This is a genomic window from Arenimonas sp. (genome assembly GCF_041913985.1).
Lineage (GTDB): Bacteria > Pseudomonadota > Gammaproteobacteria > Xanthomonadales > Xanthomonadaceae > Arenimonas.
This window is the reverse complement of record NZ_JAYSEG010000024.1, coordinates 1-25089: the sequence shown is the minus strand read 5'-3', so window position 1 is coordinate 25089 and position 25089 is coordinate 1. Positions and strand designations below refer to the sequence as shown.

The 25089-nt window shown below is 72.3% G+C and carries 20 protein-coding genes and 1 riboswitch; of the genes, 12 read left to right on the top strand and 8 right to left on the bottom strand.

Going from position 1 to position 25089, the window contains the following annotated elements; all coding sequences use genetic code 11:
• Positions 1-3: 3 nt before the first annotated feature.
• Positions 4-1038 (bottom strand): efflux RND transporter periplasmic adaptor subunit, encoded by a 1035-nt coding sequence (locus ACE3Q2_RS09405; protein ID WP_231698197.1) that lies wholly within the window; start codon positions 1036-1038, stop codon positions 4-6.
• A gap of 126 nt (positions 1039-1164) precedes the next feature.
• Here ACE3Q2_RS09405 and ACE3Q2_RS09400 point away from each other — a divergent pair, with 126 nt between their 5' ends.
• Complete coding sequence (locus ACE3Q2_RS09400; protein ID WP_231698198.1) at positions 1165-2379, top strand: magnesium transporter; 1215 nt, start codon at positions 1165-1167, stop codon at positions 2377-2379.
• A 158-nt stretch (positions 2380-2537) separates the two neighbouring features.
• Positions 2538-5351 (top strand): bifunctional [glutamate--ammonia ligase]-adenylyl-L-tyrosine phosphorylase/[glutamate--ammonia-ligase] adenylyltransferase, encoded by a 2814-nt coding sequence (gene glnE, locus ACE3Q2_RS09395; protein ID WP_231698199.1) that lies wholly within the window; start codon positions 2538-2540, stop codon positions 5349-5351.
• Between the two features lie 116 nt (positions 5352-5467).
• Here glnE and ACE3Q2_RS09390 read toward each other — a convergent pair whose 3' ends face one another.
• Together ACE3Q2_RS09390 and ACE3Q2_RS09385 are read right to left on the bottom strand one after the other, a co-directional pair.
• The gene (locus tag ACE3Q2_RS09390; protein WP_231698200.1) at positions 5468-6436 is read right to left on the bottom strand and encodes a mitochondrial fission ELM1 family protein; all 969 of its coding nucleotides are present in this window, start codon (positions 6434-6436) and stop codon (positions 5468-5470) included.
• Positions 6437-6505: 69 nt separating this feature from the next.
• Positions 6506-7309: a hypothetical protein gene (locus ACE3Q2_RS09385; RefSeq protein WP_231698201.1), complete on the bottom strand. Its 804-nt coding sequence runs from the start codon at positions 7307-7309 to the stop codon at positions 6506-6508.
• 214 nt (positions 7310-7523) lie between these two features.
• Here ACE3Q2_RS09385 and ACE3Q2_RS09380 point away from each other — a divergent pair, with 214 nt between their 5' ends.
• From ACE3Q2_RS09380 to ACE3Q2_RS09355, 6 genes are read left to right on the top strand one after another with little or no spacing between them, the layout of a single operon-like run.
• Positions 7524-8126: a malonic semialdehyde reductase gene (locus ACE3Q2_RS09380; protein WP_374473842.1), complete on the top strand. Its 603-nt coding sequence runs from the start codon at positions 7524-7526 to the stop codon at positions 8124-8126.
• A 23-nt stretch (positions 8127-8149) separates the two neighbouring features.
• On the top strand, positions 8150-8722 hold the full coding sequence (locus ACE3Q2_RS09375) for a YceI family protein (RefSeq protein WP_231698202.1): 573 nt from the start codon (positions 8150-8152) through the stop codon (positions 8720-8722).
• A 56-nt stretch (positions 8723-8778) separates the two neighbouring features.
• Positions 8779-8982: a zinc-finger domain-containing protein gene (locus ACE3Q2_RS09370; RefSeq protein WP_043805202.1), complete on the top strand. Its 204-nt coding sequence runs from the start codon at positions 8779-8781 to the stop codon at positions 8980-8982.
• A gap of 19 nt (positions 8983-9001) precedes the next feature.
• Complete coding sequence (locus ACE3Q2_RS09365; protein WP_231698203.1) at positions 9002-10111, top strand: glycosyltransferase; 1110 nt, start codon at positions 9002-9004, stop codon at positions 10109-10111.
• On the top strand, positions 10089-11339 hold the full coding sequence (locus ACE3Q2_RS09360; RefSeq protein ID WP_231698204.1) for an O-antigen ligase family protein: 1251 nt from the start codon (positions 10089-10091) through the stop codon (positions 11337-11339). Before ACE3Q2_RS09365 ends, ACE3Q2_RS09360 begins: the two co-directional genes overlap by 23 nt.
• 5 nt (positions 11340-11344) lie before the next feature.
• A complete protein-coding gene (locus ACE3Q2_RS09355; protein ID WP_231698205.1) occupies positions 11345-12223 on the top strand; it encodes a lysophospholipid acyltransferase family protein in 879 nt (292 codons plus the stop codon).
• Between the two features lie 66 nt (positions 12224-12289).
• On the opposite strand, the gene lpxL is transcribed toward ACE3Q2_RS09355, so the two are convergent.
• Positions 12290-13204, bottom strand: a complete 915-nt coding sequence (lpxL, locus tag ACE3Q2_RS09350) for an LpxL/LpxP family Kdo(2)-lipid IV(A) lauroyl/palmitoleoyl acyltransferase (protein ID WP_231698206.1) — start codon at positions 13202-13204, stop codon at positions 12290-12292.
• Positions 13205-13267: 63 nt separating this feature from the next.
• Here lpxL and waaA point away from each other — a divergent pair, with 63 nt between their 5' ends.
• The gene (gene waaA / locus ACE3Q2_RS09345) at positions 13268-14572 is read left to right on the top strand and encodes a lipid IV(A) 3-deoxy-D-manno-octulosonic acid transferase (protein WP_231698207.1); all 1305 of its coding nucleotides are present in this window, start codon (positions 13268-13270) and stop codon (positions 14570-14572) included.
• A gap of 23 nt (positions 14573-14595) precedes the next feature.
• Here waaA and ACE3Q2_RS09340 read toward each other — a convergent pair whose 3' ends face one another.
• From ACE3Q2_RS09340 to ACE3Q2_RS09330, 3 genes are all read right to left on the bottom strand, one after another.
• Positions 14596-15945 carry a TolC family outer membrane protein gene (locus tag ACE3Q2_RS09340; RefSeq protein ID WP_231698208.1) on the bottom strand — a complete coding sequence of 450 codons (1350 nt, stop codon included), beginning with the start codon at positions 15943-15945 and terminating at the stop codon, positions 14596-14598.
• Between the two features lie 17 nt (positions 15946-15962).
• Positions 15963-16616 (bottom strand): protein-L-isoaspartate O-methyltransferase, encoded by a 654-nt coding sequence (locus tag ACE3Q2_RS09335; RefSeq protein WP_231698209.1) that lies wholly within the window; start codon positions 16614-16616, stop codon positions 15963-15965.
• A 168-nt stretch (positions 16617-16784) separates the two neighbouring features.
• Positions 16785-17426, bottom strand: coding sequence for a TetR/AcrR family transcriptional regulator (locus ACE3Q2_RS09330; RefSeq protein ID WP_231698210.1), 642 nt, complete (start codon positions 17424-17426; stop codon positions 16785-16787).
• A gap of 92 nt (positions 17427-17518) precedes the next feature.
• On the opposite strand from ACE3Q2_RS09330, the gene ACE3Q2_RS09325 reads away from it, so the two are divergent.
• Together ACE3Q2_RS09325 and ACE3Q2_RS09320 are read left to right on the top strand one after the other, a co-directional pair.
• Positions 17519-18622: an efflux RND transporter periplasmic adaptor subunit gene (locus tag ACE3Q2_RS09325; protein WP_231698211.1), complete on the top strand. Its 1104-nt coding sequence runs from the start codon at positions 17519-17521 to the stop codon at positions 18620-18622.
• Positions 18623-18631: 9 nt separating this feature from the next.
• On the top strand, positions 18632-21697 hold the full coding sequence (locus tag ACE3Q2_RS09320; protein ID WP_231698212.1) for an efflux RND transporter permease subunit: 3066 nt from the start codon (positions 18632-18634) through the stop codon (positions 21695-21697).
• Between the two features lie 108 nt (positions 21698-21805).
• Here ACE3Q2_RS09320 and ACE3Q2_RS09315 read toward each other — a convergent pair whose 3' ends face one another.
• Positions 21806-23689, bottom strand: coding sequence for a hypothetical protein (locus tag ACE3Q2_RS09315; RefSeq protein ID WP_374473841.1), 1884 nt, complete (start codon positions 23687-23689; stop codon positions 21806-21808).
• A gap of 159 nt (positions 23690-23848) precedes the next feature.
• A riboswitch (TPP riboswitch) is annotated at positions 23849-23946 on the top strand.
• A gap of 68 nt (positions 23947-24014) precedes the next feature.
• Between ACE3Q2_RS09315 and ACE3Q2_RS09310 the strand changes: the two genes are divergently transcribed.
• The coding region (locus ACE3Q2_RS09310) for a phosphomethylpyrimidine synthase ThiC (RefSeq protein WP_374473840.1) at positions 24015-25089 on the top strand (1075 nt) is incomplete at its 3' end.

Genomic DNA, 25089 nt, shown 5'->3' with positions numbered 1-25089 from the left:
GGCTCAGTTCCCGGCCGGTACCACGCGCACGCGGTCGCCGTCGCCGAGGAAACCGGCGCCTTCGGCCACCACGCGTTCGCCTTCCTCGAGGCCGCTGCGCACTTCGACCACGCCGCCCTCGCGGGCGCCGGTTTCGACGCGACGCTGGGCGACCACGTCGCCGTCGCCGAGCACGAACAGGTAGCGGTAGCCGTCGCGTTCGACCAGGGCGCCGGCCGGCACGGTGAGCGCCTCGCGCGCGCCCAGCAGCAGGTCGCCCTCGGCGTACATGCCGGCGCGCAGTGCGCCCGGCGCGGGCAGGTCGGCGAAGACGGTGCCGGTGCGGCTGCGGCTGTCGAGCGAGGGCGAGACCTTGCGCACGGCGCCGACGACGGCCTCGCCGTCCGGGCCCCGCAGGCGCACTTCCACGCCGGGCGTGATGCGGATCAGGTCGGCTTCGGGCAGTTCGGCGCGCCATTCCAGGCGCTGGTCGCGGATCAGGCGCAGCAGCTCGGTGCCGGCGGCCACCACCTGGCCCGGCTGCACGCTGCGGGCGGAAACGATGCCGTCGTGCGGCGCGCGCAGCGTGGCGAAGTCCATGCGCAGGCGGGCGTTCTCGGCCTGGGCGCGCGCGGTCACTTCGCCGGCGATCAGCTGCTCGGCGTCGCTGGCGGCCACCAGCTTCTCGCGCAGCAGGCGTTCCCCGCGGCGGGCGTTGGCGGCGGCCACCTCGAGGTTGGCCTCGGCCTGGCGCAGTTCCATCGCCAGGGTGCGGGTGTCGAGCTGCAGCAGCGGCTGGCCCTTGCGCACCACGTCGCCCACCTCGACCCCGACCGAGGCGACGCGCTGGCCGGAGATCTCGACGCCCAGCACCACCTCCTCCCAGGCCGCGATGGAGCCCGAGGCCGGGATGCGCTCGGGCAGCGACTGCCGCTGCGGCGTGGCGACGCTGACGCTGAGGGCGGGCGTGCTGGCGGGGGCGGCCTCTTCGCCGGCGCAGGCGGAGAGCAGGAACACGAAGGGAACAACGAGCAGGGCTCGCGTGGCGCGGAAGGACATGTGGGGAATCGCCGTGGGGTGCGAAGCCGCGATTCTCCCAGAATCCCGGGCGGCCGCGACATGGTGGCGCGCCTGTCCCTTGGGCTAGGCTAAGGCCGTTTACATCGGCTTCACCTGGAGACCGTCGTGACCGCAACCACCCCGCCGCAGGATGCCAACGCCGAACTGGCGAATCGCATCGCCGCCCTCGACACCCAATCGGCGCTCTCGCGCCTGCAGGACGTGGCTGCCGCCGACGTCGCCCGGCTGCTGGGCAGCCTGCCGCCGGCCCGCGCCAACGACCTGCTCTCGGCGATGGAGCCCGGGCGCCGCGCCGGCGTCATGGCGGCCGCGCCCGCCGGCACCGACTGGGCCGACAGCCAGCGCTACGCCGAGGGCACCGTGGGCCGCCTGCTGGAAGACCCGCCGGCGGTGTTCCCCAGCGGCACGCGCGTGGCGGTGGCCATCGAGGCGCTGCGCGAGGTGGTCAAGCAGCGCCTGGTCACCTACCTGTGGGTGGTGGACGCGCAGCAGCGGCTGCTGGGCGTGGTGGCCTTCCGCGACCTGCTCTACGGGGAGCGCGAGCGTAGCCTCGACGACGTGATGATCCGCTCGCCCTTCTGCCTGCGCCCGGACATGGACCTGGTGGACGCGATGCGCGAGGTGGTGCTGCGGCACTACCCCGTGTACCCGGTTTGCGAAGCCGACGGACGGCTGGTGGGCCAGGTGCGCGGGCAGGTGCTGTTCGAGCAGCAGGCCTTCGAGATTTCCGCCCAGGCCGGCGCCATGGTCGGCGTCGAGAAGGAAGAGCGCCTGGCCACGCCGCTGTGGCGCAGCTTCAAGTTCCGCAACCCCTGGCTGCTGGTGAACCTGCTGACGGTGTTCGTGGCGGCGGCGGTGGTGGGTTATTTCGAGGACACCATCAACCGCGTGGTGGTGCTGGCGGTGTTCCTGCCGGTGCTGGGCGGGCAGAGCGGCAACCTGGGCTGCCAGGCGCTGGCGGTGATGCTGCGCGGCATGACCCTGGGCGAGCTCAAGGCCACCCGCATCGCCGCGGTGGTCGCCAAGGAAGGCGTGCTGGGCCTGCTCAACGGCGCGGTCACCGGCGCCATCGCCGGCGCGGCCATGTACTGGGTGGTGTCGAAGGACGGCGGCAGCGACGCGATGGGCCTGGCCCTGATCACCCTGGGCGCGATGTCGCTGAGCTGCATGGTGGCCGGCCTGGCCGGTTCGACCATCCCGCTGGTGCTCAAGCGCTTCGGCGCCGACCCCGCCACGGCCTCCAGCATCTTCCTCACCACCCTGACCGACGTGGTGAGCATGGGCAGCTTCCTGGGCCTGGTGACCCTGCTGCTGCTCTGAATCCGCGGCCTTGTTGCACTGCAACGTGCAACGCCCCCCGCCGCCGGGCAACCATGCTTGCGCTTCCGACGTGGGGGAGGGAGCGGAAAGCCCGCAGCTGCTTCAGCGCTGCGGGCTTTCTTTTTTTCCGGCGCCGCCGCGCGTGACAGAATCACGCCATGAGCCTTCCCCCTTCGCCCGGCGCGGCGACCGACGCCCTGGTTGAACGCGCGCTGGCGCGCCTGCTCGAACGCGCGCCGCAGGCGCTGGCGTCGCCGAAGCGGCGCGCGGCGCTGGCGCGGCTGGCGCTGTGCAGCGACTTCGCGCTCGACACGCTGTGCCGGCAGCCGGCGCTGCTAGAAACGCTGGACGCGCCCGGCGGCGACGCGCCCGAACTGCCGCCCGGCGCCGAACCCGACTGGCCCGCGCGCCTGCGCCGCTGGCGCGCTGCCGAATCCACCCGCCTGGTGTGGCGCGACCTGCACGGCCTGGACGACGTGGACGCCACCCTGGCCGGCAGCAGCCGCATCGCCGACCAGGCGCTGCAGGCGGCGGTGGCCGCGCTCTCGGGCCAGCTCGCGCAGGCGCATGGCGTGGTGCGCAGCGCCGGCGGCGAGGTGCAGTCGCTGGTGGTGTTCGGCCTGGGCAAGCTGGGCGGGCGCGAACTGAACTTCAGCTCCGACGTGGACCTGGTCTACGCCTTCCCCGAGCACGGCACCAGCGACGGCGCCCGCCCGCTCGACGGCGAAGCCTGGTTCACCCGCCTGGGCCAGCGCCTGGTGCAGCTGCTGGGCGACGTGACCGCCGACGGCTTCTGCCACCGCGTCGACCTGCGCCTGCGCCCCTTCGGCGGCAGCGGCCGGCTGGCGCTGAGCTTCGGCGCGATGGAGCAGTACTACCAGCGCGAGGGCCGCGACTGGGAGCGCTACGCCTGGATCAAGGCGCGCCCCGTGGCCGGCGACATCGCGGCGGGCGAGCGCCTGCTCGAGACGCTGCGGCCCTTCGTGTACCGCCGCTACCTCGACTACAGCGCGCTCGACGGCCTGCGCGAGATGAAGGCGCTGATCAGCGCCGAGGTGCAGAAGCGCGAACTCGCCGAGGACCTCAAGCTGGGCCCGGGCGGCATCCGCGAGGTGGAATTCCTGGTGCAGGCGCTGCAGCTGATCCGCGCCGGGCGCGAGCCGGCGCTGCGCGGGCGTTCGCTGCTGCCGGCGCTGGCCGCCCTGGCCGACGCCGGCCACGTCGCCGAGGCCACCGCCGACCGCCTGGCCGAGGCCTACCGCTTCCTGCGCCGGCTCGAGAACCGCGTGCAGATGCTGGCCGACCAGCAGGTGCACGCGCTGCCCGACGACCCGGTGGCGCGCCACCGCATCGCGCTGGCGCTGGGCTACCCGGGCGAACGCGAACTGCTGGCCGAGCTCGACGGCCACCGCTCGGTGGTGGCCGAGGAATTCTCCGGCCTGCTCGAAGCGCGCCATCGTCGCCGCGCGCCCGAGGGCGCGCTGGTGAAGTACTGGCGCGCGCTGCCCGACGGCGGCGACGCCGCGGTGCTGGCCGACGCCGGTTTCACCGACGCCGAGGCCCAGGACGCGAACCTGCGCGACTTCGCCCGCACCCCGGCGGTGCGCGCGCTGTCGCCGCGCGGCCGCCAGCGCCTGGACAACGTGCTGCCGGAACTGCTGGCCGCCGCCGCGCGTTCGCAGGCGCCCGACGCCGCGCTGCCGCGCGGCTTGGCGCTGCTGCAGGCGGTCACCCGCCGCACCAGCTACCTGGCCCTGCTCGAGGAACAGCCGGCGGCGCTGGCGCGGCTGGTGGACGTGACCGCGCGCAGCGCGCTGCTGTCGGAGCGCCTGGCCGCGCACCCGCTGCTGCTCGACGAACTGCTCGACACCCGCGCCGCCGGCCCGGTGCCCGACGCCGACGAAATCGCCGCGCTGGTCGATGAGGCCGTGCAGCGGCTGCCGCCGGACGACATCGAAGCCGGGCTCACCGCGCTCAACGAAGTGCGCCAGGCCATCGGCTTCCGGCTGGCGCTGGCCACCATGGGCCTGCGCGTAGCGCCGGTGGACGCCGCCGCGCGCCTGGCGGCGCTGGCCGAGGCCCTGCTGCGCGCGCTGCTGCGCCTGGCCGAGGACGACCTGGCGCGCCAGCACGGCCGCGTGCCCGGCGCGGGCCTGGCGGTGCTGGGCTACGGCAGCCTCGGTGGCCGCGAGCTGGGTTTCGGTTCCGACCTCGACCTGGTGTTCCTGCACGACGCCGCCGCCGACGCCAGCTCCGACGGCGCCCGCCCGCTCGACGCCGGCCGCTGGTTCGCGCGCCTGGCGCAGCGGCTGGTGAGCCTGCTGGGCGCGGTCACCGGCGCCGGCAAGCTCTACGACGTGGACGTGCGCCTGCGCCCGGACGGCGCCAAGGGCATGCTGGTGTCGAGCCTGGAGAGTTTCGCCGACTACCAGCGCCAGCGCGCCTGGACCTGGGAACGGCAGGCGCTGGTGCGGGCGCGGCCGATCGCCGGCGCGCCGGCGGTGTTCGTGGCCTTCGAACGCATCCGCGACGAAACCCTGAAGGCGCCGCGCGAACCGGCGGCGCTGCGCGCGGACGTGGTGGCGATGCGCCGCCGCATGCGCGCCGAACTCGACCGCAGCGGCCCGGCCCGCTTCGACCTCAAGCAGGGCGAGGGCGGCCTGGTGGACCTGGAATTCCTGGTGCAGGCGCTGGTGCTGCAGCACGCCGGCACGCACCCGGCGCTGTGCACGCCGCGCGACACGCCCGGCCTGCTGCGTGCGCTCGCCGCGGCCGGCGCGCTGCCGGCGCCGCACCTCGAACCACTGCTTTCCGCGCACGCGCTGATGCTCGACCTGGGCCTGGACTGCACCCTCGACCAGCGCCCCCGCATCGTTCCGCCCGACGACACCCTCGACGCCGCCCGCGCCGCCGTCCGCGCCGCGTGCTCCGCCTGTGGCTTGGATTTTTCTGCCACGGATTTTCGCGGATGAACGCGGATATCCACGGGTAAAGCAAAGAAACAGGAGTCAGAGCGCAACTTCGCGCCGCCGGAATTGTGCTCTGACCCCAATTAACTTGCTTTGGCTCTATCCGTGGTTATCCGCGTTCATCCGCGCAAATCCGTGGCCAAAAGCCTTTCCCGCACGATCGCCGCGATGCGCGGCGATTCGCGCAGGGGTTCCGCAGGCGCATCGTGCGGAAGCTTGCCCTGGGCCTGGATGCGGCCGCGGGCGAGCAGGGCGTCGAGGTAGCGGCGCACGCGGCCGGTGGCGCGGCCGGGTTCGGCCACGTGCACGGGTGCGGCGGTGGCGCAGGCTTCCGACACCATGTTCACCGAATCGGGCGACACCACGATGCGCTCGGCCCAGGCCAGCGCGCCTTCGTAGGGGTTGGCGCCGTCTTCCGGGCCGAACCAGCGCAGGCCCGGCGTGTCGGCCCAATAGCTGCGCGCCAGCGCCGCCAGCTTCGGCGGCGTGCGCCGCGAACCCAGCACCAGCAGGCTGCCGCCGCCCATCGCCAGCCAGTGTTCGAGCTTGGAAGCCATCACTTCGAAGGCGCCGCGGTCGAAGCGCACCGCCGGCGTCGGTCCGCCCAGCAGCACCAGCGTGCGTGGCGAAGGCAGTTGCGCGAACTCCGGGAAGGCCGCGCGTGCGCGTGCAAGCCAGGCCTCGTCCACGGGGTTGAGGCTGCCGCAGAGCGTGACCACGTTGCGGCCGGTCAGCCCGTCGTGTTCGGGCGCCACCACCAGGTCCCAGTGCCGGGTGTCGATGCGCGGGTGCAGCACCTGCACCGTCTTGCTGCCGCGTTCGCCCAGCAGACGCGTGGCCAGTGCGGCGCGGCGGCCGGCGCCCAGGGCCAGCGCGGGCGGGGCTTCGAGCGCGGTGCGGAAGTCCTCGCCGAACGCGGCCTGCGCGCCGGGCCAGCGCCGCGGCGCCACCCAGCCCCACGGCGCGGCGGCGTGCAGCGACCATTCGCGCGGCGCGGGGGCCAGGGCTTCCGCCAGCGCCAGCACCTGCCGGCGGTGGCCGGCGGCGCCGTCGTGCAGGGCCCAGGCCGGGGAGAGGGGATTCGACATTCCGGCAAGCGTAGCCGGAACGGTGGCGACGCCGCGAGGCCGCGGCGCCGCCGGGCCATGCGACGGGGTTCAGTCGCCGCTGAAGCGGGTGCCGAAGTTGATGCTGGCCGCCTCGACCATGCGGGCGTTGCCGCGGATCGCCATGGTGATGGTGACGGGCTCGCGGAAGAAGCGGCGCGCCTGCGCCTCGGTCAGGCCGTACTGGTCCACCAGCGCGCGCTTGCTCACCAGGCCGGCAATGCAGGTGCGGCTCTGGGTGTACTGGCGGGTGAAGAAGTCGCCGTCCTCGAGGTAACCGGCGTCGTTGATCGAGCCCAGCGCCAGTTCGATGGCGCCGTTGTACGGGTCGCCGCTGACCGGGTCGCTCAGGCCCTGCAGCACCTCGCTCTCGATGCGGTAGGAGGCCAGCGCCTGGAAGCGGTAGGGCTGGCGCGTGCCGGTGGCGTTGGAATACACGACGCTGATGATCGGCGTCTGCCAGTGGCAGATCAGCGAGTGGGTGCTGCGGCCCGGCAGCGTGATCGTGGCGAGGTCGGCGAGGTTGTAGGGGGTGAAGGCTGGCGCCGGGTTCACCGTGACGCAGTTCGGGTCAGCCGGGTCGCCCGGTGCGGGCGTGCAGTCGGTGGCCAGCGACACGTAGCCGGACATCAGGCCCAGCCACTTCATGTTGCGACCGAAGCTGTCGGCGTCGCCGACCTCCTCGACGGTGACGGCCTTGGCCGCCGCCTGGGGCCGCAGCTTCGCCTCGGCGGCGGCCTGGCGCCCGGCGCGCAGCGCGTCGGCGGCCGGAGGCGAGACGAATTCGTCGTTCGCCGCGGCGGGCAGGACCGCCAGGCCGGCGGCGAGGGCAAGGAACAGGGTGGCGCGGATCATGCGTGCTCTCCTCTCGGTGTCCGCCCCCGGCAGGGTGGCGGGAGGGCCGGGCGCGGGGGCGCCCCGGGGCTCACTCGATTTCCTTCACGCGGTACATGGGAGGCTTCGGACGGCCGCCGGGATATGGATGCAACGATACGTTTCCTTCCTGCGGCTGCGTTCCACTTTCAGGACGACTAGGCTGTCACCCCTGACCTGCCGCCCCGGAAAACCGATGACGCTGCCGCTCGCCACCGCCACCCTCGACCAGCTGTTCCTGCAGGCCCGCACCTACCGCGGCTCGGCCGACGCCTGGCTGGACCGCCCGGTGTCCGACGAGCTGCTCAGGCGGCTCTACGACCTGGCGCGCATGGGCCCCACCGCGCTCAACGGCAGCCCGGCGCGCTTCGTGTTCGTGCGCTCGGCGGAAGGCAAGGAAAAGCTGCGAGAGGCCCTCAACCCCGGCAACGTGGACGCCTCGATGGCGGCCCCGGTGACCGTGGTGATTGGCAGCGACCCCGATTTCCACGCGCAGCTGCCGAAGCTTTTCCCCTACGCCGACGTGGCCGGCCCCTTCGCCGCCAACCCGGCGCTGGCGGCCGAAACGGCGCTGCGCAACTCCAGCCTGCAGGGCGCCTACCTGATGATGGCGGCGCGCGCACTGGGCCTGGACTGCGGCCCGATGTCGGGCTTCAACCAGGAAAAGATGGACGCTGCGTTCTTCGCCGGCACCTCGATCCGCACCAACTTCGTCTGCAACCTCGGCTACGGCAACCCGGCCTCGCTGTCCCCGCGCGCCCCGCGCCTGGGCTTCGACGAGGCCGCCCGCCTGGCCTGACCCACACCACCCCGGAGAAACCCATGTTCAAGCGCCTCGCCCTTGCCACCCTGCTCACGGCCGCCTTCCTGCCGGCCTTCGCCGCCGACAAGTACGCCATCGACCCGACCCATACCCAGGTCGAATTCACCTACAGCCACTTCGGCTTCTCCAACATCACCGGCCGCTTCGACCAGGTGGAGTCGGAGTTCCTCTTCGATCCGGCCGACCCGACGAAGTCGAGCGTGAAGGTCACCATCCCGATGGCCAGCCTGAGCACCGGCGTGGCGAAGCTGGACGAGCACCTGCTCACCGCCGACTTCTTCGATGCCGCCCAGTTCCCGACCGCCACCTTCACCAGCACCGGCGTGACCGCGGCCGGCGAGGGCAAGCTCAAGGTCGCCGGCGACCTGACCATCCACGGCGTCACCCGCCCGGTGGTGATGGACGTGACCATCAACAAGGTCGGCACCCACCCGATGACCCAGGCCAACGCGGCCGGCTTCGACGCCTCGTTCGACATCAAGCGCAGCGAGTTCGGCGTGGGCGGCTACGCCCCGGCGGTCAGCGACGAGGTGCGCATCGAGATCACCGTCGAGGCCCAGCAGGCCAGGTAAGCGGGGCCGGGCAGCGCGTGTAAAATGGCTCCTCGGACTCCGAGGAACCCCCGCCCATGTCGCGTACCGACACCGCCACCGCCCGCGCCCCGGCCAACGCCGAGCGCCGCTACGAGGTGCAGCGCTCCGAGCTGCCGCTGTCCTGCCCGACGCCGGCCATGGCGCTGTGGAATTCGCACCCGCGCGTGTACCTGCCCATCGAAGCCACGGGCAGCGCCACCTGCCCGTACTGCGGCGCCGTCTTCGTCCTGAAGGACTGACGGCGCGGCGGGCACGGCCTTGCGCCGCCTCACCGTCGTCCAGCTCCTGCCTGCCCTGCACAGCGGCGGGGTGGAGCGCTCCACCCTGGAAATCGCCGCCGCGCTGGTCGCGGCCGGGCACCGCTCGGTCGTGGTGTCGGCGGGTGGCCGCCTGGTCGCCCCGCTGCTGGCGGGCGGCAGCGAACACATCGAACTGCCCATCGGCGCCAAGTCGCTGCGCGCCTTCGCCACCATGCGCCGGCTGCGCAAGGTGCTGGCCGCGCTCAAACCCGACATCGTGCACGCGCGCTCGCGGCTGCCCGGCTGGCTGGGCTGGTTTGCGCTGCGCGGCCTGCCGGCGCCGCGGCCTCGTTTCGTCACCACCGTGCACGGCCTGAATTCCCCCGGCCGCTACAGTTCCATCCTGTGCCGCGGCGAGCGCGTGGTGTGCGTTTCCGGCACCGTGCGCGCGCACGTGCTGCGGCAGTGGCCCGGCACCGACCCGGCGAAGCTGCAGGTGATCGAGCGCGGCATCGACCCGGCGCAGTTCCCGCGCGGGCACCGGCCCGACGCCGCCTGGCGCGCGCGCTTCGCCAGCGACCTGCCGGCCCTGCAGGGCGGCCGCCTGCTCTTGTTGCCCGGCCGCGGCACGCGCCTGAAGGGCCATGCCGACGCCATCCGCCTGCTGGCCGCGCTGCGCGCCGGGGGCGAGGACGCCCGCCTGTGGCTGCTGGGCGCGCGCGAGCCGGGGCGCGAGGCCTACCTGGCCGAGATCGAAGCCCTGGCCGCGTCGCTGGGCGTTGCGGCCGCGCTGGCCATCAGCGAGCCGCGCAGCGACGTGCTCGACGCCTACGGCGCCGCCGACCTGGTGCTGCAGGTGTCGAACAAGCCCGAGGCCTTCGGCCGCACCGTGCTCGAGGCGCTGTCGGTGGGCCGGCCGGTGCTGGGCTGGGCGCATGGCGGCGTGGGCGAACTGCTGGGTACGCTGTACCCGGCCGGCGCCGTGCCGCCGGGCGACCACGTCGCCTTGGCCGCCGCGGCGCGCGCCCTGCTTGCCGCGCCGCCGCCGGTGCCGGTTACCATGCCGCACACCCTGGCGGCCTTGCAGTCCGCCACCCTGGACCTCTATGCAAGCCTCGTCTCCGACTGAAGCCCGCCTGCGCTGGGCCCCCTGGTGGGTGCTCGCGTTCGTGGCGCTGTGGCCGCTGCCGGGCCCGGCCGAAACCGTGCTCTCGCTGGGTTCGCTGCTGGCGATGGCGCTGCTGGCGCTGCGGCGTTTCCGCGGCGGCATGGTGCTGCTGAGCCACGAGGCCTGGGCGCTGACCAGCGTGCTGTTCCTGAGCTACTGGCTGCCCGAGCTGGTTTCCTCGCTCGACGCCTACAACCCCGGGCGCGCGCTGCGCGAATCGCTGCTCGACCTGCGCTACCTGCCCTTCCTGTGGCTGGTGGCCATCGCCGTGGGCACCGAGCGCGGACGCCGGCTCACCTTCGGCGGGCTGGCGGTGATCCTGGGCTTCTGGCTGCTCGACGCCCTGGTGCAGGCCAGCACCGGTTTCAGCCTGGGCGGCCCGGCCACGGCCGACCGCCTGAGCGGCGTGTTCGGCGCCGACAACCTCAAGCTCGGCCTGGTGCTGGCCAGCCTGGCGCCGTTCCCGCTCACCTCGGCGGCCGAACGCTTCGGCCTGGCCGGCTGGCTCGTGGCCGCGCTGGTGCTGGTGGCGGTGGTGCTGCTGGCGGGCGCGCGCGCGTCCTGGGTGACGCTGGGCCTGGTGCTGGTGTTCAGCGCCTGGCAGCAGTTCCGCAACCGCCGCGTGATCGTGGCGCTGGCCCTGGGCGCGGCGGCCGTGCTGTGCGTGGCCACGCTGGGCTCGGACAAGCTGCAGCAGCGCATCGAACGCACCGAGGCCATGCTGGCCGGCAGCCCCGAAGGCATGGACCACGCACTGTCGGGCCGCCTGCCGATCTGGGCCACGGCGCTGCGCATGGCCGCGGCGCACCCGGTGAACGGCGTCGGCGTCCGCGGCTTCCGCGACGCTTATCCGCAGTACGCCGCGCCCGACGACCCCTGGCTGCGCGACGGCGACCACGGCGCGGGTTACCACGCGCACCAGATCGTGCTCGAGGTGCTGAGCGAAACCGGGTTGTTCGGCCTGCTGTGCTGGCTGGGCGGCGTGGCGCTGGCCTGCCGCGCCTGGCGCTTCGCCACGCCGGAAGCGCGGCTGCGCGCGCGGGCACCGGCGCTGGCGCTGGCGGTGACCTTGTTCCCGCTCAACACGCACCTGGCGTTTTATTCCACCTTCTGGGGCGGGCTGACGCTGCTGCTGGCGGCGCTCTACGCCGGCAGCCTGCTGGCCGACGGCGGCCGCCGCCCGGACTGAGCCGCGTGGCCTGCGCGCTGCTGCCCGTGCTCGACCTGCTGGCGAAGGCGGTGGCGCGCCTGCCGCAGCGCGCGCTGCTGGGCCTGGGCCGCGCGCTGGCCTGGCTGGCCTGGCCGCTGCTGCGTTCGCGCCGGCGCGTGGCCCGCATCAACGTGGACCTGTGTGTCCCCGGGCTCGACGCCGCGGCGCGCCGCCGCCTGGCCGACGCCAGCGTGGTGAACACCGTCATCGGCGCGCTCGAGCTGCTGCGCGCCTGGCATGCGCCGCCGGCGGCGCTGGCGGGGCTGGCCGAAGTCTCCGGGCTCGAACACCTGCGCGCGGCGCAGGCGCGCGGCCAGGGCGTGCTGCTGATGTGCGGCCACTTCACCCACACCGAGCTTGCCGTGCGCCTGCTCGGCGAAGCGCTGGGCCACTCGCCGCGGGTGGTGGTGCGCCGGCACAACAACGCCTGCCTCGAGGCCTGGTTCGAGCGTTCGCGCGCGGCGGTGTACGGGCCGAGCATCGGCAAGAAGGACGTGCGCGGCCTGCTGCGCGCGCTCTCGGGCGGCGAGGCGGTGGTGTATTCGGCCGACCAGAACTTCACCTACCAGAAGGCCTTCGTGCCCTTCTTCGGCGTGCCGGCGGCCACGCTCACCGCCACGCCCGACCTGGTGCGGCGCGCCAACGCGGTGCTGCTGCCGTTCTGGTACCGCCGCGGCGACGATGGCCGCTACCGCGTGCGCATCGAGGCGCCATGGCCGGGCTGGCCCTCGGGCGACGCGGTGGAAGACGCGGCGCGCTACATGCGCGAACTGGAAACCGTGGTGCGCGAATGCCCGGAGCAGTACCTCTGGGCGCACCGCCGGTTCAAGACCCGACCGCCCGGCGAGCCGCCCGTTTATTGACCGCTCGTGTAGGAGCGACTTTAGTCGCGAAGCTTTTCGCGAAGAGCTTCGCGGCTGAAGCCGCTCCTACGAATAGCGGCGCCGGCTGCCGTCGGGCTGGCGCTTGAAGCGCTGGTGCAGCCACAGGTACTGCTCGGGGCGCCGGCGGATCAGCCCTTCGAGCGTGGCCATGATGCGCGCGGTGTCGGCGGTGGCGTCGCGGGTGGGGAAACCTTCCAGCGGCGGCAGCACTTCGATGCGGTAGCGGCCGTCGGGCAGGCGCTCGTGGAACAGCGGCAGCACCGCCGCGTCGCTCAGCCGCGCCAGCTGGTGGGTGGAGGTGAGGCTCCAGGCCGGCTGGCCGAAGAAGGGCACGAACACGCTGTCGCCGCGCCGCGTTTCCTGGTCGGGCGCGAACCACAGCACGCCGCCCTGCTTGAGGTGGCGGATGGCCGGGCGCAGTTCGTCGCGCGCGAACATGGCCTCGGCGTGGCGCAGGCGGCCGCGCTTGACCGCCCATTCCATCGCCGCCTGCTCGTGCGGGCGGTACATCGCGCCCAGGCGCACGTGCTGGCACAGCAGGCGCAGGCACACTTCCAGCGTGGTGAAGTGCGCCGAGACCAGGATCACGCCGCGGCCGCCCTGCTGCGCGGCATGCAGGTGCTCGAGCCCGCTGATTTCGAAGCCGCGGTCCACTGGCGCCAGCCGGCCCCACCAGGCGCGCAGGAATTCGAACAGGCCCAGGCCCAGCGACTCGAAGTTCGCGCGCAGCAGCGCCGCGCGCGCGGCTTCGTCGCGCTCCGGGAAACACAGCGCGAGGTTGGTGGCCGCGACGCGGCGTCGGCCCGGCAGCAGCCGGTACAGCAGGCGCCCCAGCCAGGGCCCGGCCGCGTGCTGCAGCCACCACGGCCAGCGCGCCACCGTCCAGCCCAGGCCCACCAGCAGCCACGTGGGCCAGGTGCGCGGGGACAGCGGCGGCGGCGGAAGGTCGGGCGTGGCCATGCGGACGCCATTCTAGCCGCTGGGGCCCCCGCGCCGCGGGCGAGGTCGGGTATCCTGCCGCCCATGCAACTCACCCTTGGACAGCGCGTGCTGATGGGCCTGTACGCGCTGGTCCTGCGCCTGGCCTTCCCGATCACGCTCTACCACCTGATCTGGCGCGGCATGCGCCAGCGCGAGTACCTGCAGCGCTGGACCGAGCGTTACGGCTGGCTCGAGGGCAAGCTCGACCTGCACGATTCGATCTGGGTGCACGCGGTGTCGGTGGGCGAAGTGATCGCCGCGCGCCCGCTGGTGGACGGCCTGCTGCAGCGCTACCCGGGCCGGCCGCTGCTGGTCACCACCATCACGCCCACCGGCTCCGAACGCGTGCGCGCGCTCTGGGGCGACCGGGTGAAGCACGTGTACCTGCCCTACGACCTGCGTTCGATGGTGCGGCGTTTCCTGGACCGCGCGCGGCCGGCGCTGGCGATCATCGTCGAGACCGAGATCTGGCTGAACCTCTACGTCGAATGCGCGCGCCGCGGCGTGCCGCTGATGATGGTGAACGCGCGCCTGTCCGAGCGCTCGCTGCGCGGCTACCTGCCGGTGCGCGCGCTGGCCAGGGTGGCGATGCAGGCGGTGAGCCTGGTGGCGGCGCAGTCGCGCGCCGACGCCGAGCGGCTGGCGCAGATCGGCGCGAACCCGGCGCGCATCGTCGTCACCGGCAACCTCAAGTACGACCTGCACCTGCCCGAGGGCGTGGCCGAGCAGGCGCTGCTGTGGCGTCGCGGCTGGGGCGAGTCGCGCCCTGTGTGGATTGCCGCCAGCACCCACGGCCCCGAGGAGGCGCAGGTGCTGGCCGCGCACCAGCGCCTGCTGGCCGAACGGCCCGACGCGCTGCTGCTGTGGGCGCCGCGCCACCCCGAGCGTTTCGGCCCGGTGGCCGAATCGCTGCGCGAGGCCGGGCTGAAGGTGCGCTGCCGCCGCTCGCAGCGCCTGCCGGGCGTGGCGACCCAGGTGTTCGTGATCGACACCATCGGCGAGCTGCTGTGGTTCTTCGCGGCGGCCGACGTGGCCTTCGTGGGCGGCAGCCTGTGCCGCGTGGGCGGGCACAACGTGCTCGAGCCGGCCTCGCTGGGCGTGCCCAGCGTGGTGGGCCCGCACACCTTCAACTTCACCGAGGTCACCAACCGCCTGCGCGACGGCGGCGGCCTGCTGCAGGTGTCGGACGGGGAGCAGATGGCGGAGGCCGTGCGCGGCCTCATCGCCGACCCGGAGCGCAGGCGCCGGATGGGCCAGTCGGCGCGCACCGAGATGCGCGCGCTGGCCGGGGCCCTGGGACGCACGCTGGACCTCGCGGACCAGGTGCTGGCGGGCCGGCGCGGCTAGCGCACCGGCCCGCGGGGGAGGGCTCAGCCCTCGGCGTCGGCCGCGGCGAGCGCGGCTTCGGCGTCGTTCACCAGCACGGCGTTCACTTCCTGCAGGTCTTCCAGGGAAATGGTGCCGGCGGCCTGCTTCAGGCGCAGGGTGTTGACCAGGAAGGCGTGGCGCGAGCGCGCGTATTCGCGCTGGGCCAGGAACAGCGCCTGCTGGGTGATCAGCACGTCGACGATGGTGCGGGTACCGACCTCGAGGCCGGCCTCGCTGGCTTCGTACGCGGCCTGGGCCGACACCACCGACAGGCGGCGGGCCTCGACCTCGGCGGCGCCGGCGGACAGCGAGCGCTGGGCGTTGCGGGTCTGGCGGACCACCGAGCGGCGGGCCTGCTCGAGCTGGTCGGCGGCGATGTCGCGGCCGTGCACGGCCTGGCGCACCTGCGACTGCACGGCGCCGCCGGCGTAGAGCGGCACGCTCAGCGAGATGCCGACGCTGCTGCTGCCGCCCGAGCTGTTCGGGCTGCCCGGGAACTCGCTCTGCCAGCCGGCGCTGTCGCCGATGGAGGCGGTGGCCGCCAGCGACGGCAGGTGCGCGGAGCGGGCGGTGCCGATGTCGCGCTCGGCGGCGGCCAGGCCCAGCTCGGCGGCCTTCAGGCTCGGGTTGGACTCGGCGGCGATCGACACCCATTCCTCGGCGGTGCGGGTGTCGGTGTTCTCCGGCTTGTAGTCCGGGGCCAGGCCCATCAGGCCGTCGAGCGGCTGGCCGGTGATCTCGGCCAGGGCCTCGCGCGAGTCCTCGAGCGCGGTGGCCGCGGCGATGGCGTTGGCGCGGGCGGTGTCGTAGCGGGCGCGGGCCTCGTGCACGTCGGTGATCGGGGCCAGGCCCACTTCCAGGCGCTTCTCGGCCTGGTCGAGCTGGCGCTTCACCGAGCGCTCCTCGGCGCGCGAGGAGGCCAGCGTCTCGATGGCGGTGAGCACGTTGAAGTAGGCGTCGGCGACGCGCACCAGCAGGTTGTTGGCTTCGGCCTGGTAGGTGGCGTCGGCCTGCTCGCGGCGCAGCTTGGCGGCGTTGAGCGCGGTGTAGTTGCCGTGGTCGTACAGCGACTGGCTCAGGCTGGCGCCGTAGCTGCGGCCGCGGACGTAGCCTTCCTCGCCGCGCACGCGGTCGTCGCCGATGCTGGCGCTGGCGCTGAGCTGCGGCAGCAGGCGGGCGCGGCTCTGCACCACGCCTTCGCCGACGGACAGGCGCTGGGATTCGGCGGCGGCGAGCACCGGGTCGCTCTGGCGGGCCATTTCATAGGCCTTCATCAGGTCGGCGGCCGAGGCGCTGCCGGCGACGCCGGTCAGCAGGATGGCGAGGGTGAGGGGGCGGAGGCTCAGGCGCATTGGGGGAGGTCCTGGATTCAGAGGGAGAAATGCGGGGCCGGTTCGGCGCCGTGCAGGTAGGGCACGTCGGTCTCGAACAGGCTTTCGCGATGGAAGCCTTCGCCGCGGCGGGTGACGAGCACCGCTTCCTGCACCGGCGACTGGCCGTGGATGACGAACAGGCGGCCGCCGGGCTTGAGCCAGGCGCCGAAGCGCTCCGGGTCGGTGGCGACGGCGCCGGTGACGCAGATCGCGTCGAAACCGTGGGTGGGCTGCCAGGCGAAGGCGTCGGCCGTCTCCAGGCGCACGTTGGTGATGCCGTCGCCGGCCAGGCGGGCGCGGGTGCGCTCGACGAAGTCGGCGTGGCGGTCGATGCTGGTGACCTCGCGGGCCAGCGCCGCCAGGCAGGCGGTGATGAAGCCCGAGCCGGTGCCGATCTCCAGCACCTCGTCGCCCGGCTCGATGGCCATGGCCTGCAGCATGCGGCCTTCGACCACCGGCTTCATCATCACTTCGCCATGCTCGAGCGGCAGCGGCAGGTCGGCGAAGGCGAGCTTGCGGTGGCGCGCCGGAACGTAGTCCTCGCGGCGCACGGTCATGAGCGTTTCGAGCACGCGCGGGTCGAGCACGTCCCAGGGCCGAACCTGCTGTTCGACCATGGCGAAACGGGCCTGCTGGAAGTCAATCGTCATGACGTCTAAATCCTTGAATCGCAAGGGTGCTGATTCTACGCCCGGCCCCGTGAAGGCGGAAGGCGGAAGCAGGGGACGCTGCGTGCCGACAGGATGCTGGCGGCTGCCGGGACCCCGTAGTGCCATTAGTCACCGGGACGGGCGGCGGGGTGGCGGGGCGTTCAGGGCTCATCGGCGACCCGGTCCGTAGGCGCGCAGGAACATGTCCACGGTGGCCTCGACATGGCGCTCCAGGTCGGGCCCGGCCAGGGTCGCGTGGCAGCTGCAGAGCAGGCGCGCGTGGTGTTCGCCCTTGAGCAGGGCGAAGAACTGGGCGGCGGCGAGGGTGCAGTCGGGCACCTGCAGTTCGCCGGCCTCGACCTCGGCCCGCAGGAAGGCCGCGAAGGCTTCCTGGATGCGCTTGGGGCCGGCCTCCCAGAACAGGTGCGGCAGCTGGGAGTCGTCCGGCAGTTGGCGGGCCATGATGCGGTGCACCGCGATGGCCTCCTCGGAGGTGATCAGGCCGAACAGCGCCCGGCCGATGCGCACCAGTTGCTGGCGAATGGGGCCGGCGAAGCGGGCCACGAACAGGTCGGCCGGCAGGAGGTCCTCGCACTTGGCCTTCACCGCCTCGACGAACAGGGTGTCCTTGTCCTGGAAGTGGCTGTAGACCGTAAGCTTGGACACCCCGGCGGCCTGGGCCACGGCGTCCATGGAGGTGCCGTCGTAGCCCCGGGCCAGGAACAGCGCCTTGGCCGCCTCGAGCACGGCCGCGCGCTTTTCCGGGTCCTTCGGGCGGCCTGGCGGCGCAGTGCGGGGGGCAGCGACCATGGGGGGCAAAAAGATTATTGAACTGGCGAGTATGGTAAAGATACCATCCGCCCAGTTCAATCACCGCCGACGCCATGAAGAGCGCAGCCCCGATGCCCCGTTCGATCCTCCTGGCCGGCTTGCTGGCCCTCGTGGCCGGCTGCTCCGGCGACGCCGAACCCGAGGCCGCCGCGCGGCCCGCCATGGTGGTGCAGGCGCGAACCCAGGGCGCGGCGCTCAGCGCCTACGCCGGCGAAGTGCGCGCGCGCCACGAGCCGGCGCTGGCCTTCCGCATCGGCGGCAAGCTCGCGCGCCGCCTGGTGGACGTGGGCGACCGCGTGAAGGCCGGGCAGGCGCTGGCCGAACTCGACGCCGCCGACGTGTCGCTGCAGCGCGAATCGGCGCAGGCGGCGCTGGCCTCGGCCGAATCCGACCTGGCCCTGGCCGCATCGGAACTCGAGCGTTACAAGAGCCTGTTCGAGCGCCAGCTGGTCAGCCGCTCGCTCTATGACGCCCGCGTTTCGGCGCACGAGGCGGCGCAGGCGCGCGTGCGCCAGGCCAGGGCCCAGGCTTCGGTGTCCGAGAACCAGGCCGACTACGCCGTGCTGCGCGCGCCGGGCACGGGCGTGATCGCCCAGCGCCTGGCCGAGGCGGGGCAGGTGGTGGCGGCCGGCCAGACCGTGTTCGTGCTGGCCGAGGACGGCGAGCGCGAGGTGCTGATCAGCGTGCCCGAGCGCGACGCCGCCGGTTTCGCGCCCGGGCGCCAGCTGGCCGTGGAGCTGTGGTCGATGCCCGGCAAGCGTTTCCCCGGCGTGCTGCGCGAAATCGCGCCGGCCGCCGACGCGCAGGCGCGCACCTTCGCCGCGCGGGTCAGCTTCGACCCCGGCCAGGCCAGCGTGGACCTGGGCCAGAGCGCGCGCGTCTACGCCACCGCCGAGGGCGGCGAGGAGCTCGCGGTGCCGCTGTCGGCGGTGTACGAACGCGAAGGCCAGGCCGCGCTGTGGGTGGTGGACCCGGCGAAGTCCACCGTGCACCTGCGCCCGGTGCGGCTGGGCCCCTACGGCGAGCGCTGGGTGCCGGTGAAGGACGGCCTGCAGCCCGGCGAGTGGGTGGTCGCCGCCGGCGTGCACCTGCTGCTCGAGGGCCAGCGCGTGAAGCCGATCGACGGCGACAACCGCCCGGTCGAGCTGCTGCCCGCGCCCGCCGACGCGCGCTGAGGAGCGGCCATGGACTCGCGCTTCAACCTCTCCGAATGGGCCCTGCGCAACCGTTCGCTGGTGCTCTACTCGATGCTGCTGCTCGCGCTGATCGGCATCTTCAGCTACCAGCGCCTGGGCCAGTCCGAGGACCCGCCCTTCACCTTCAAGATCATGGTGGTGCGCACCTTCTGGCCGGGCGCCACCGCCGACGAGGTGGCCCAGCAGGTCACCGACAAGATCGAGAAGGAAGTGATGGAGACCGGGCGCTACGAATTCGTGCGCTCGTACTCGCGCGCCGGCGAATCGCTGGTGATGCTGATGTCGCGCGATTCGCTCAAGTCGAAGGAGCTTCCTTCGCTCTGGTACGACGTGCGCAAGAAGATCGGCGACATCCGCCACACCCTGCCGCAGGGCGTGGTGGGGCCGTACTTCAACGACGAGTTCGGCGACACCTTCGGCAACATCTACGCGCTCTCGGGCGACGGCTTCGACTACGCCACGCTCAAGGACTACGCCGAGCGCATCGAGCTCGAGCTGCACCGCCTGCCCGACGTGGGCAAGATCGAGCTGGTGGGCCTGCAGGACGAGAAGATCTGGATCGAACTCTCGAACACCAAGCTGGCCACGCTGGGCGTGCCGCTGGAGCTGGTGCAGCAGGCCATCGACCAGCAGAACGCCATCGCCCCGGCCAGCTTCTTCGAAACCCCCACCGACCGCGTGCAGCTGCGCGTGTCGGGCCGTTTCGACAGCGTGCAGCAGATCCGCGACTTCCCCATCCGTGTCGGCGACCGCAGCTTCCGGCTGGGCGACGTGGCCGACGTGCGCCGCGGCTTCGCCGACCCGGCGGCGCCACGCATGCGCTTCATGGGCGAGAACGCCATCGGCATCGCCGTGTCCATGCGCGACGGCGGCGACATCCTGCGCCTGGGCGACGTGCTCGACCGCGAGTTCGCCCGCCTGCAGGAAAACCTGCCGGTCGGCATGACCCTCAAGAAGGTGTCCGACCAGCCCGCCGCGGTGCGCACGGGCGTGGCCGAGTTCGTGCGGGTGCTGGCCGAGGCGGTGGTGATCGTGCTGCTGGTGAGTTTCTTTTCGCTGGGCTTCCGCACCGGCCTGGTGGTGGCGCTGTCGATCCCGCTGGTGCTGGCCATGACCTTCGCGGCCATGTACTACTTCGGCATCGGCCTGCACAAGATTTCCCTGGGCGCGCTGGTGCTGGGCCTGGGCCTGCTGGTGGACGACGCCATCATCGCGGTCGAAATGATGGCGGTGAAGATGGAGCAAGGTTACGACCGCCTGCGCGCGGCCGCCTTCGCCTATAAATCCACCGCCTTCCCCATGCTCACCGGCACCCTGGTGACGGCGGCGGGCTTCCTGCCCATCGCCACGGCGGCCTCGAGCACGGGCGAATACACCCGCTCGATCTTCCAGGTGGTGACGATCTCGCTGCTGCTCTCGTGGGTGGCGGCGGTGGTGTTCATCCCGTACCTGGGCGACAAGCTGCTGCCCGACCCGAAGCCGCACGCGGGCGGCCACGCGCACGACCCGTATTCCACGCCCTTCTACCAGCGCATCCGCCGCTGGGTGACCTGGTGCGTGCGCCAGCGCAAGACGGTGATCCTGGTGACGGTGGCGGCGTTCGTGGCCTCGATCATGCTGTTCAGGTTCGTGCCGCAGCAGTTCTTCCCGTCCTCCACCCGGCTCGAACTGATGGTGGACCTGGAGCTGGCCGAGGGCGCTTCGCTGCACGCCACCGAGGCCGTGGCCAAGCGCCTGGAGGCCGAACTGGCCAAGCGAGAGGACGTGGAAAGCTTCGTCGCCTACGTCGGCAGCGGCACGCCGCGCTTCTACCTGCCGCTGGACCAGAAGCTGCCGCAGGCCAACTTCGCCCAGTTCGTGGTGCTGGTGCCGGACATCGAGGCGCGCGAGGAAGTGCGCACCTGGCTGATCGGCCTGTTCGAGGAGCGCTTCAGCGACGTGCAGGCGCGCGTTTCCCGGCTCGAGAACGGCCCGCCGGTGGGCTTCCCGATCCAGTTCCGCGTCTCCGGCGAACACGTGGATGAAGTGCGCCGGCTGGCGCGGCTCGTGGCCGGGCGCGTGCGCGCCAACCCGCACGTCACCAACGTCAACCTCGACTGGGACGAGCCCAGCAAGGTGGTGCGGCTGGTCATCGACCAGGAGCGCGCCCGCGTGCTGGGCATCAGCTCGGCGCAAGTGGCGGCCTTCCTGCGCGGCTCGCTGTCGGGCACCACGGTGAGCACCTTCCGCGAGGGCAACGAGCAGATCGAGATCCTGCTGCGCGGCCCGGCCGAGGAGCGCGAGCGCCTCTCGCTGCTGGGCAGCCTGTCGGTGCCGGCCGGCAACGGCCGCTCGGTGCCGATGTCGCAGATCGCCACGCTCGAGCACACCTTCGAGGACGGCATCATCTGGCACCGCAACCGGCTGCCCACGGTTACCGTGCGCGCCGACATCTACGGCGACATCACGCCGCCCACCGTGACCGGCGAGATCCTGCCCACGCTCGAGGACGTGCGCGCCATGCTGCCGCCGGGCTACCTGCTCGAGACCGGCGGCACCGTCGAGGACTCCGGCCGCGGTTCGCGCTCGGTGGCCGCGGGCGTGCCCCTGTTCGTGGGCGTGGTGATGACCCTGCTGATGCTGCAGCTGCGCAGCTTCCCGCGCACGCTGATGGTGATGCTGACGGCGCCGCTGGGCCTGGTCGGCGTGGTGCTGTTCCTGCTCGTGTTCCGGGTGCCCTTCGGTTTCGTGGCCATGCTGGGCACCATCGCGCTCAGCGGCATGATCATGCGCAACTCGGTGATCCTGGTGGACCAGATCGAGCAGGACATCGGCGCCGGCGTGCCGCCCGCGCAGGCGGTGGTGGATGCCACCGTGCGCCGCTTCCGACCCATCGTGCTGACCGCGCTGGCGGCGGTGCTGGCCATGATCCCGCTCTCGCGCAGCGTGTTCTTCGGGCCGATGGCGGTGGCGATCATGGGTGGCCTGATCGTGGCCACGGCGCTGACGTTGCTGTTCCTTCCGGCGCTTTACGCCGCCTGGTTCCGGGTGCCGCGGCCGCGCATGCCGGGCTGATCCCGTCGCAATGAAAAGGGCCCGCTCGCGCGGGCCCTTCTTGTTTCGGCCGGGAAAAAGAAGGCCCGCCGAAGCGGGCCTTCCGAACTCACGTTTGCGCGCTCCGCCTTACGGGGGCGGCATCATCGGCGCCGGGTTGTACGGGCGCTCCATCACATGGTTGCTGATCGTGCCCGAGTCCGGGTTCACGATCTGGTACAGGCCCTGGATCTGGCCGTTCGGGCCGGCGATGGTCACGTTGAGCGTGGCGCGCGGCGCGGCGGTGAAGCCGGTCAGCACGGTCGTCAGGTCGACCACCTGGGTGCCGCCCGCCGGCACGGTGCCGGTGAGGTTGGCGGTGGAGATGACGTTGCCGGTCTCGCCCATCACCGCGATCTCGTACGGACGGTCCGCCGAGCCGGTGTTGGTGAGCACCAGGCGGCTCAGGTAGTTGGCCGGGACCTGCGCCAGCGGCGCCTGCAGCTCGGTGCCGTTGCGGGTGATCACGCCCAGGTCCAGCGGACCACGGCCGCCGACGGCGTAGGTCGGGGCCGAAGCCGAGACCGGGGCCAGGGCCACGGTGTACTCGCTGGCGCGGATCGGGTCGCCACCGGCGGCGAAGCACAGGTAGTGGTTCATCGCGGCGTTGCTGCCGATCACGAACACGGCTTCCGTCTCGTCGAAGCTGTCGGCCGACTGGATGTTGACCGAGCAATTCGCGTTCGGGCTGAAGAACACGTCCGAGGCGGTGTCGAAGTCACCCGAGAACACCAGCGCGGTGTTGGCGCCCATCAGGTCGGTGAGCTCGATGGGCAGGCCGTCGAGGGTCATCGGCTGCGCGGTGCCATTGACCTGGGCGACGGTGCCGTAGCTGAAGCCGCCGATCTGGCCGCGCAGGATGTCGAAGGTCGGAGCCTGGTTGACGAACTCGCTGTAGGCCGGGTCCGCGGACTCGACGTTGGCGACCGGGTTGCCCTGGCTGTCCACGGCCAGCGCGTAGCTGGGCGCGAAGCGGATGTAGGCGCCGGAGGTGGTGGTGACACGGCCGGTGGCGCCGCCCGCCTGGGCCTGCGACGGGACGTCGTAGAGGCCGTAGGTGCAGTTGACCGGGGCCTTGCCGGTGAGCACGCGGTCACCGTCGAAGGTCAGGGTGTCGGTGGCCACGACCGGGGTGGCGCCGGCGGTGATGGAGAAGTAGATGGCGCCGTCGGCGGTGGTGTTGACCGCGCCGATCAGGTTCGACGGGTCGCCGCCGAAGGTGACGGTGGTGTTGGCGGCGAACTGCACGCCCGGGCAGTGCAGGCGGGCATAGCGCACTTCACCCGGCGAGAAGGCGTACTCGATGGTGGTTTCGATATCGAGGTTGCCGGCGTTGGTGAGGGTGCGGTTCGGCGGGATGATCAGCTCTTCGGCGATCAGGCGCGGCGCGTTGCTGCCCGGGACCGTCAGGCTGACGACCGGGATGGACTGGTAGAACACGCGATCGAAGCCGTTGAGCGGGTTGCTCCAGCCATTGACGTTGCCGCAGCGCCAGCCCCATCCGATATTGCCGCTATTGGTGTGGTAGCAGATACGCTGCGTGCTGGCGGTGTCGTTCGTGTCGCAGGAACTGCGGCTGACCGCCTGGCCGGCGGGCGCGAAACCCCACGAGTAGCTGCCGTTGTAATACCACTCCGAGCCGTTGGCGGCGTGGGTCACGTTGCCGGTGCCGGTGTCGAAGATGACGTCGGCGCGCGGCGCCCAGGCCAGCACGTCAAGCGTGGCGCCAGCCGCGGGGCCGCAGGCCATCATCAGGTTTTCCTGGTCGCAGGCGGCCAGGATGGTGGCCAGCGGGGTGCCGGACGAAGACAGGTTGTCCCGGTAGCATTCGACCCAGCCGCCGCTGAGAACCGTGGCCACGGGGACGTTGTTCTGGGGGCCGACGGGCGTGTAGCTCTGCGCGGCGGCATTGCCTGAGAACAGAAAAGCGGCCGCGAGCAGCAGCGCCGCGCGACTTGCGTAAGTGGAAAGCATTGGGATGTCCCCTGTGGATGGAGGACCCGGGCGGTCCGGCACGGCCGTCCCTACGGCCGGCCCCTTCCGGGCCTTCACAAAATATACACCGCGAATCAGGGGCTTGCCACGGACCCCGGCGCCCGGCTGGCCCCCGCCCGGGCGCCGTGGAACAATGCCCCCCGGAAGCGGGGGTGCCCGGCGGCATGCGGGCTGAGACATACCCTTCGAACCTGATCCGGCTGATACCGGCGTAGGGAAGCTTCGCGACGCCCGGGGCCCGCCCCCGGGGTCCGGCGCCGCCGCTTCGTTCCCGCCCCGACCGGGGCCCCGAAGGACGAAACGCATGAATGCCCTGCCCACCGAACTGCTGCGCCAGGCCCAGCAGCTCTCCGAAGAAGTCACCCGCCCCATCCCCGGCTCGCGCAAGGTCCACGTGGCCGGCTCGCGGCCCGACCTGCAGGTGCCGATGCGCGAGATCGCGCTCTCGCCCACGCCGCGGGTGTTCGGGGTGCAGGAGCCGAACGCGCCCTTCACCGTGTACGACACCTCCGGCCCCTACACCGACCCGGACGCCCGCATCGACCTGGCCACCGGCCTGCCGGCCCTGCGCGCGGAATGGATCGCCGAACGCGGCGACAGCGCGCCGCTGCCCGGCCTGAGCTCCGACTTCGGCCGCGAGCGCGCCGCCGATGCCCGCCTCGACGCCGTGCGTTTCCCGGCCCTGCGGCCGCCGCGCCGCGCCGTGGCCGGCGCCAACGTGACCCAGATGCACTACGCCCGCCGCGGCATCGTCACGCCGGAGATGGAGTACATCGCCATCCGCGAGAACCAGCGCATCGACGCCATCCGCGAGGCGCACCTGCTGCGCCAGCACCCGGGCGAGTCCTTCGGCGCCAACCTGCCCAAGCTGATCACGCCGGAGTTCGTGCGCGACGAGGTGGCCCGCGGCCGCGCCATCATCCCGGCCAACATCAACCACCCGGAAATCGAGCCGATGATCATCGGCCGCAACTTCCTGACCAAGGTGAACGCGAACATCGGCAATTCGGCGGTGTCGTCGGGCATCGCCGAGGAAGTGGAGAAGCTGGTCTACGCCATCCGCTGGGGCGCCGACACGGTGATGGACCTGAGCACCGGCAAGCACATCCACGAGACCCGTGAGTGGATCATGCGCAATTCGCCGGTGCCCATCGGCACGGTGCCCATCTACCAGGCGCTGGAGAAGGTGGACGGCAAGGCCGAGGAGCTGACCTGGGAGATCTTCCGCGACACCCTCGTCGAGCAGGCCGAGCAGGGCGTGGACTACTTCACCATCCATGCCGGCGTGCTGCTGCGTTACGTGCCGCTCACCGCGCGCCGCGTCACCGGCATCGTCAGCCGCGGCGGCTCGATCATGGCCAAGTGGTGCCTGGCGCACC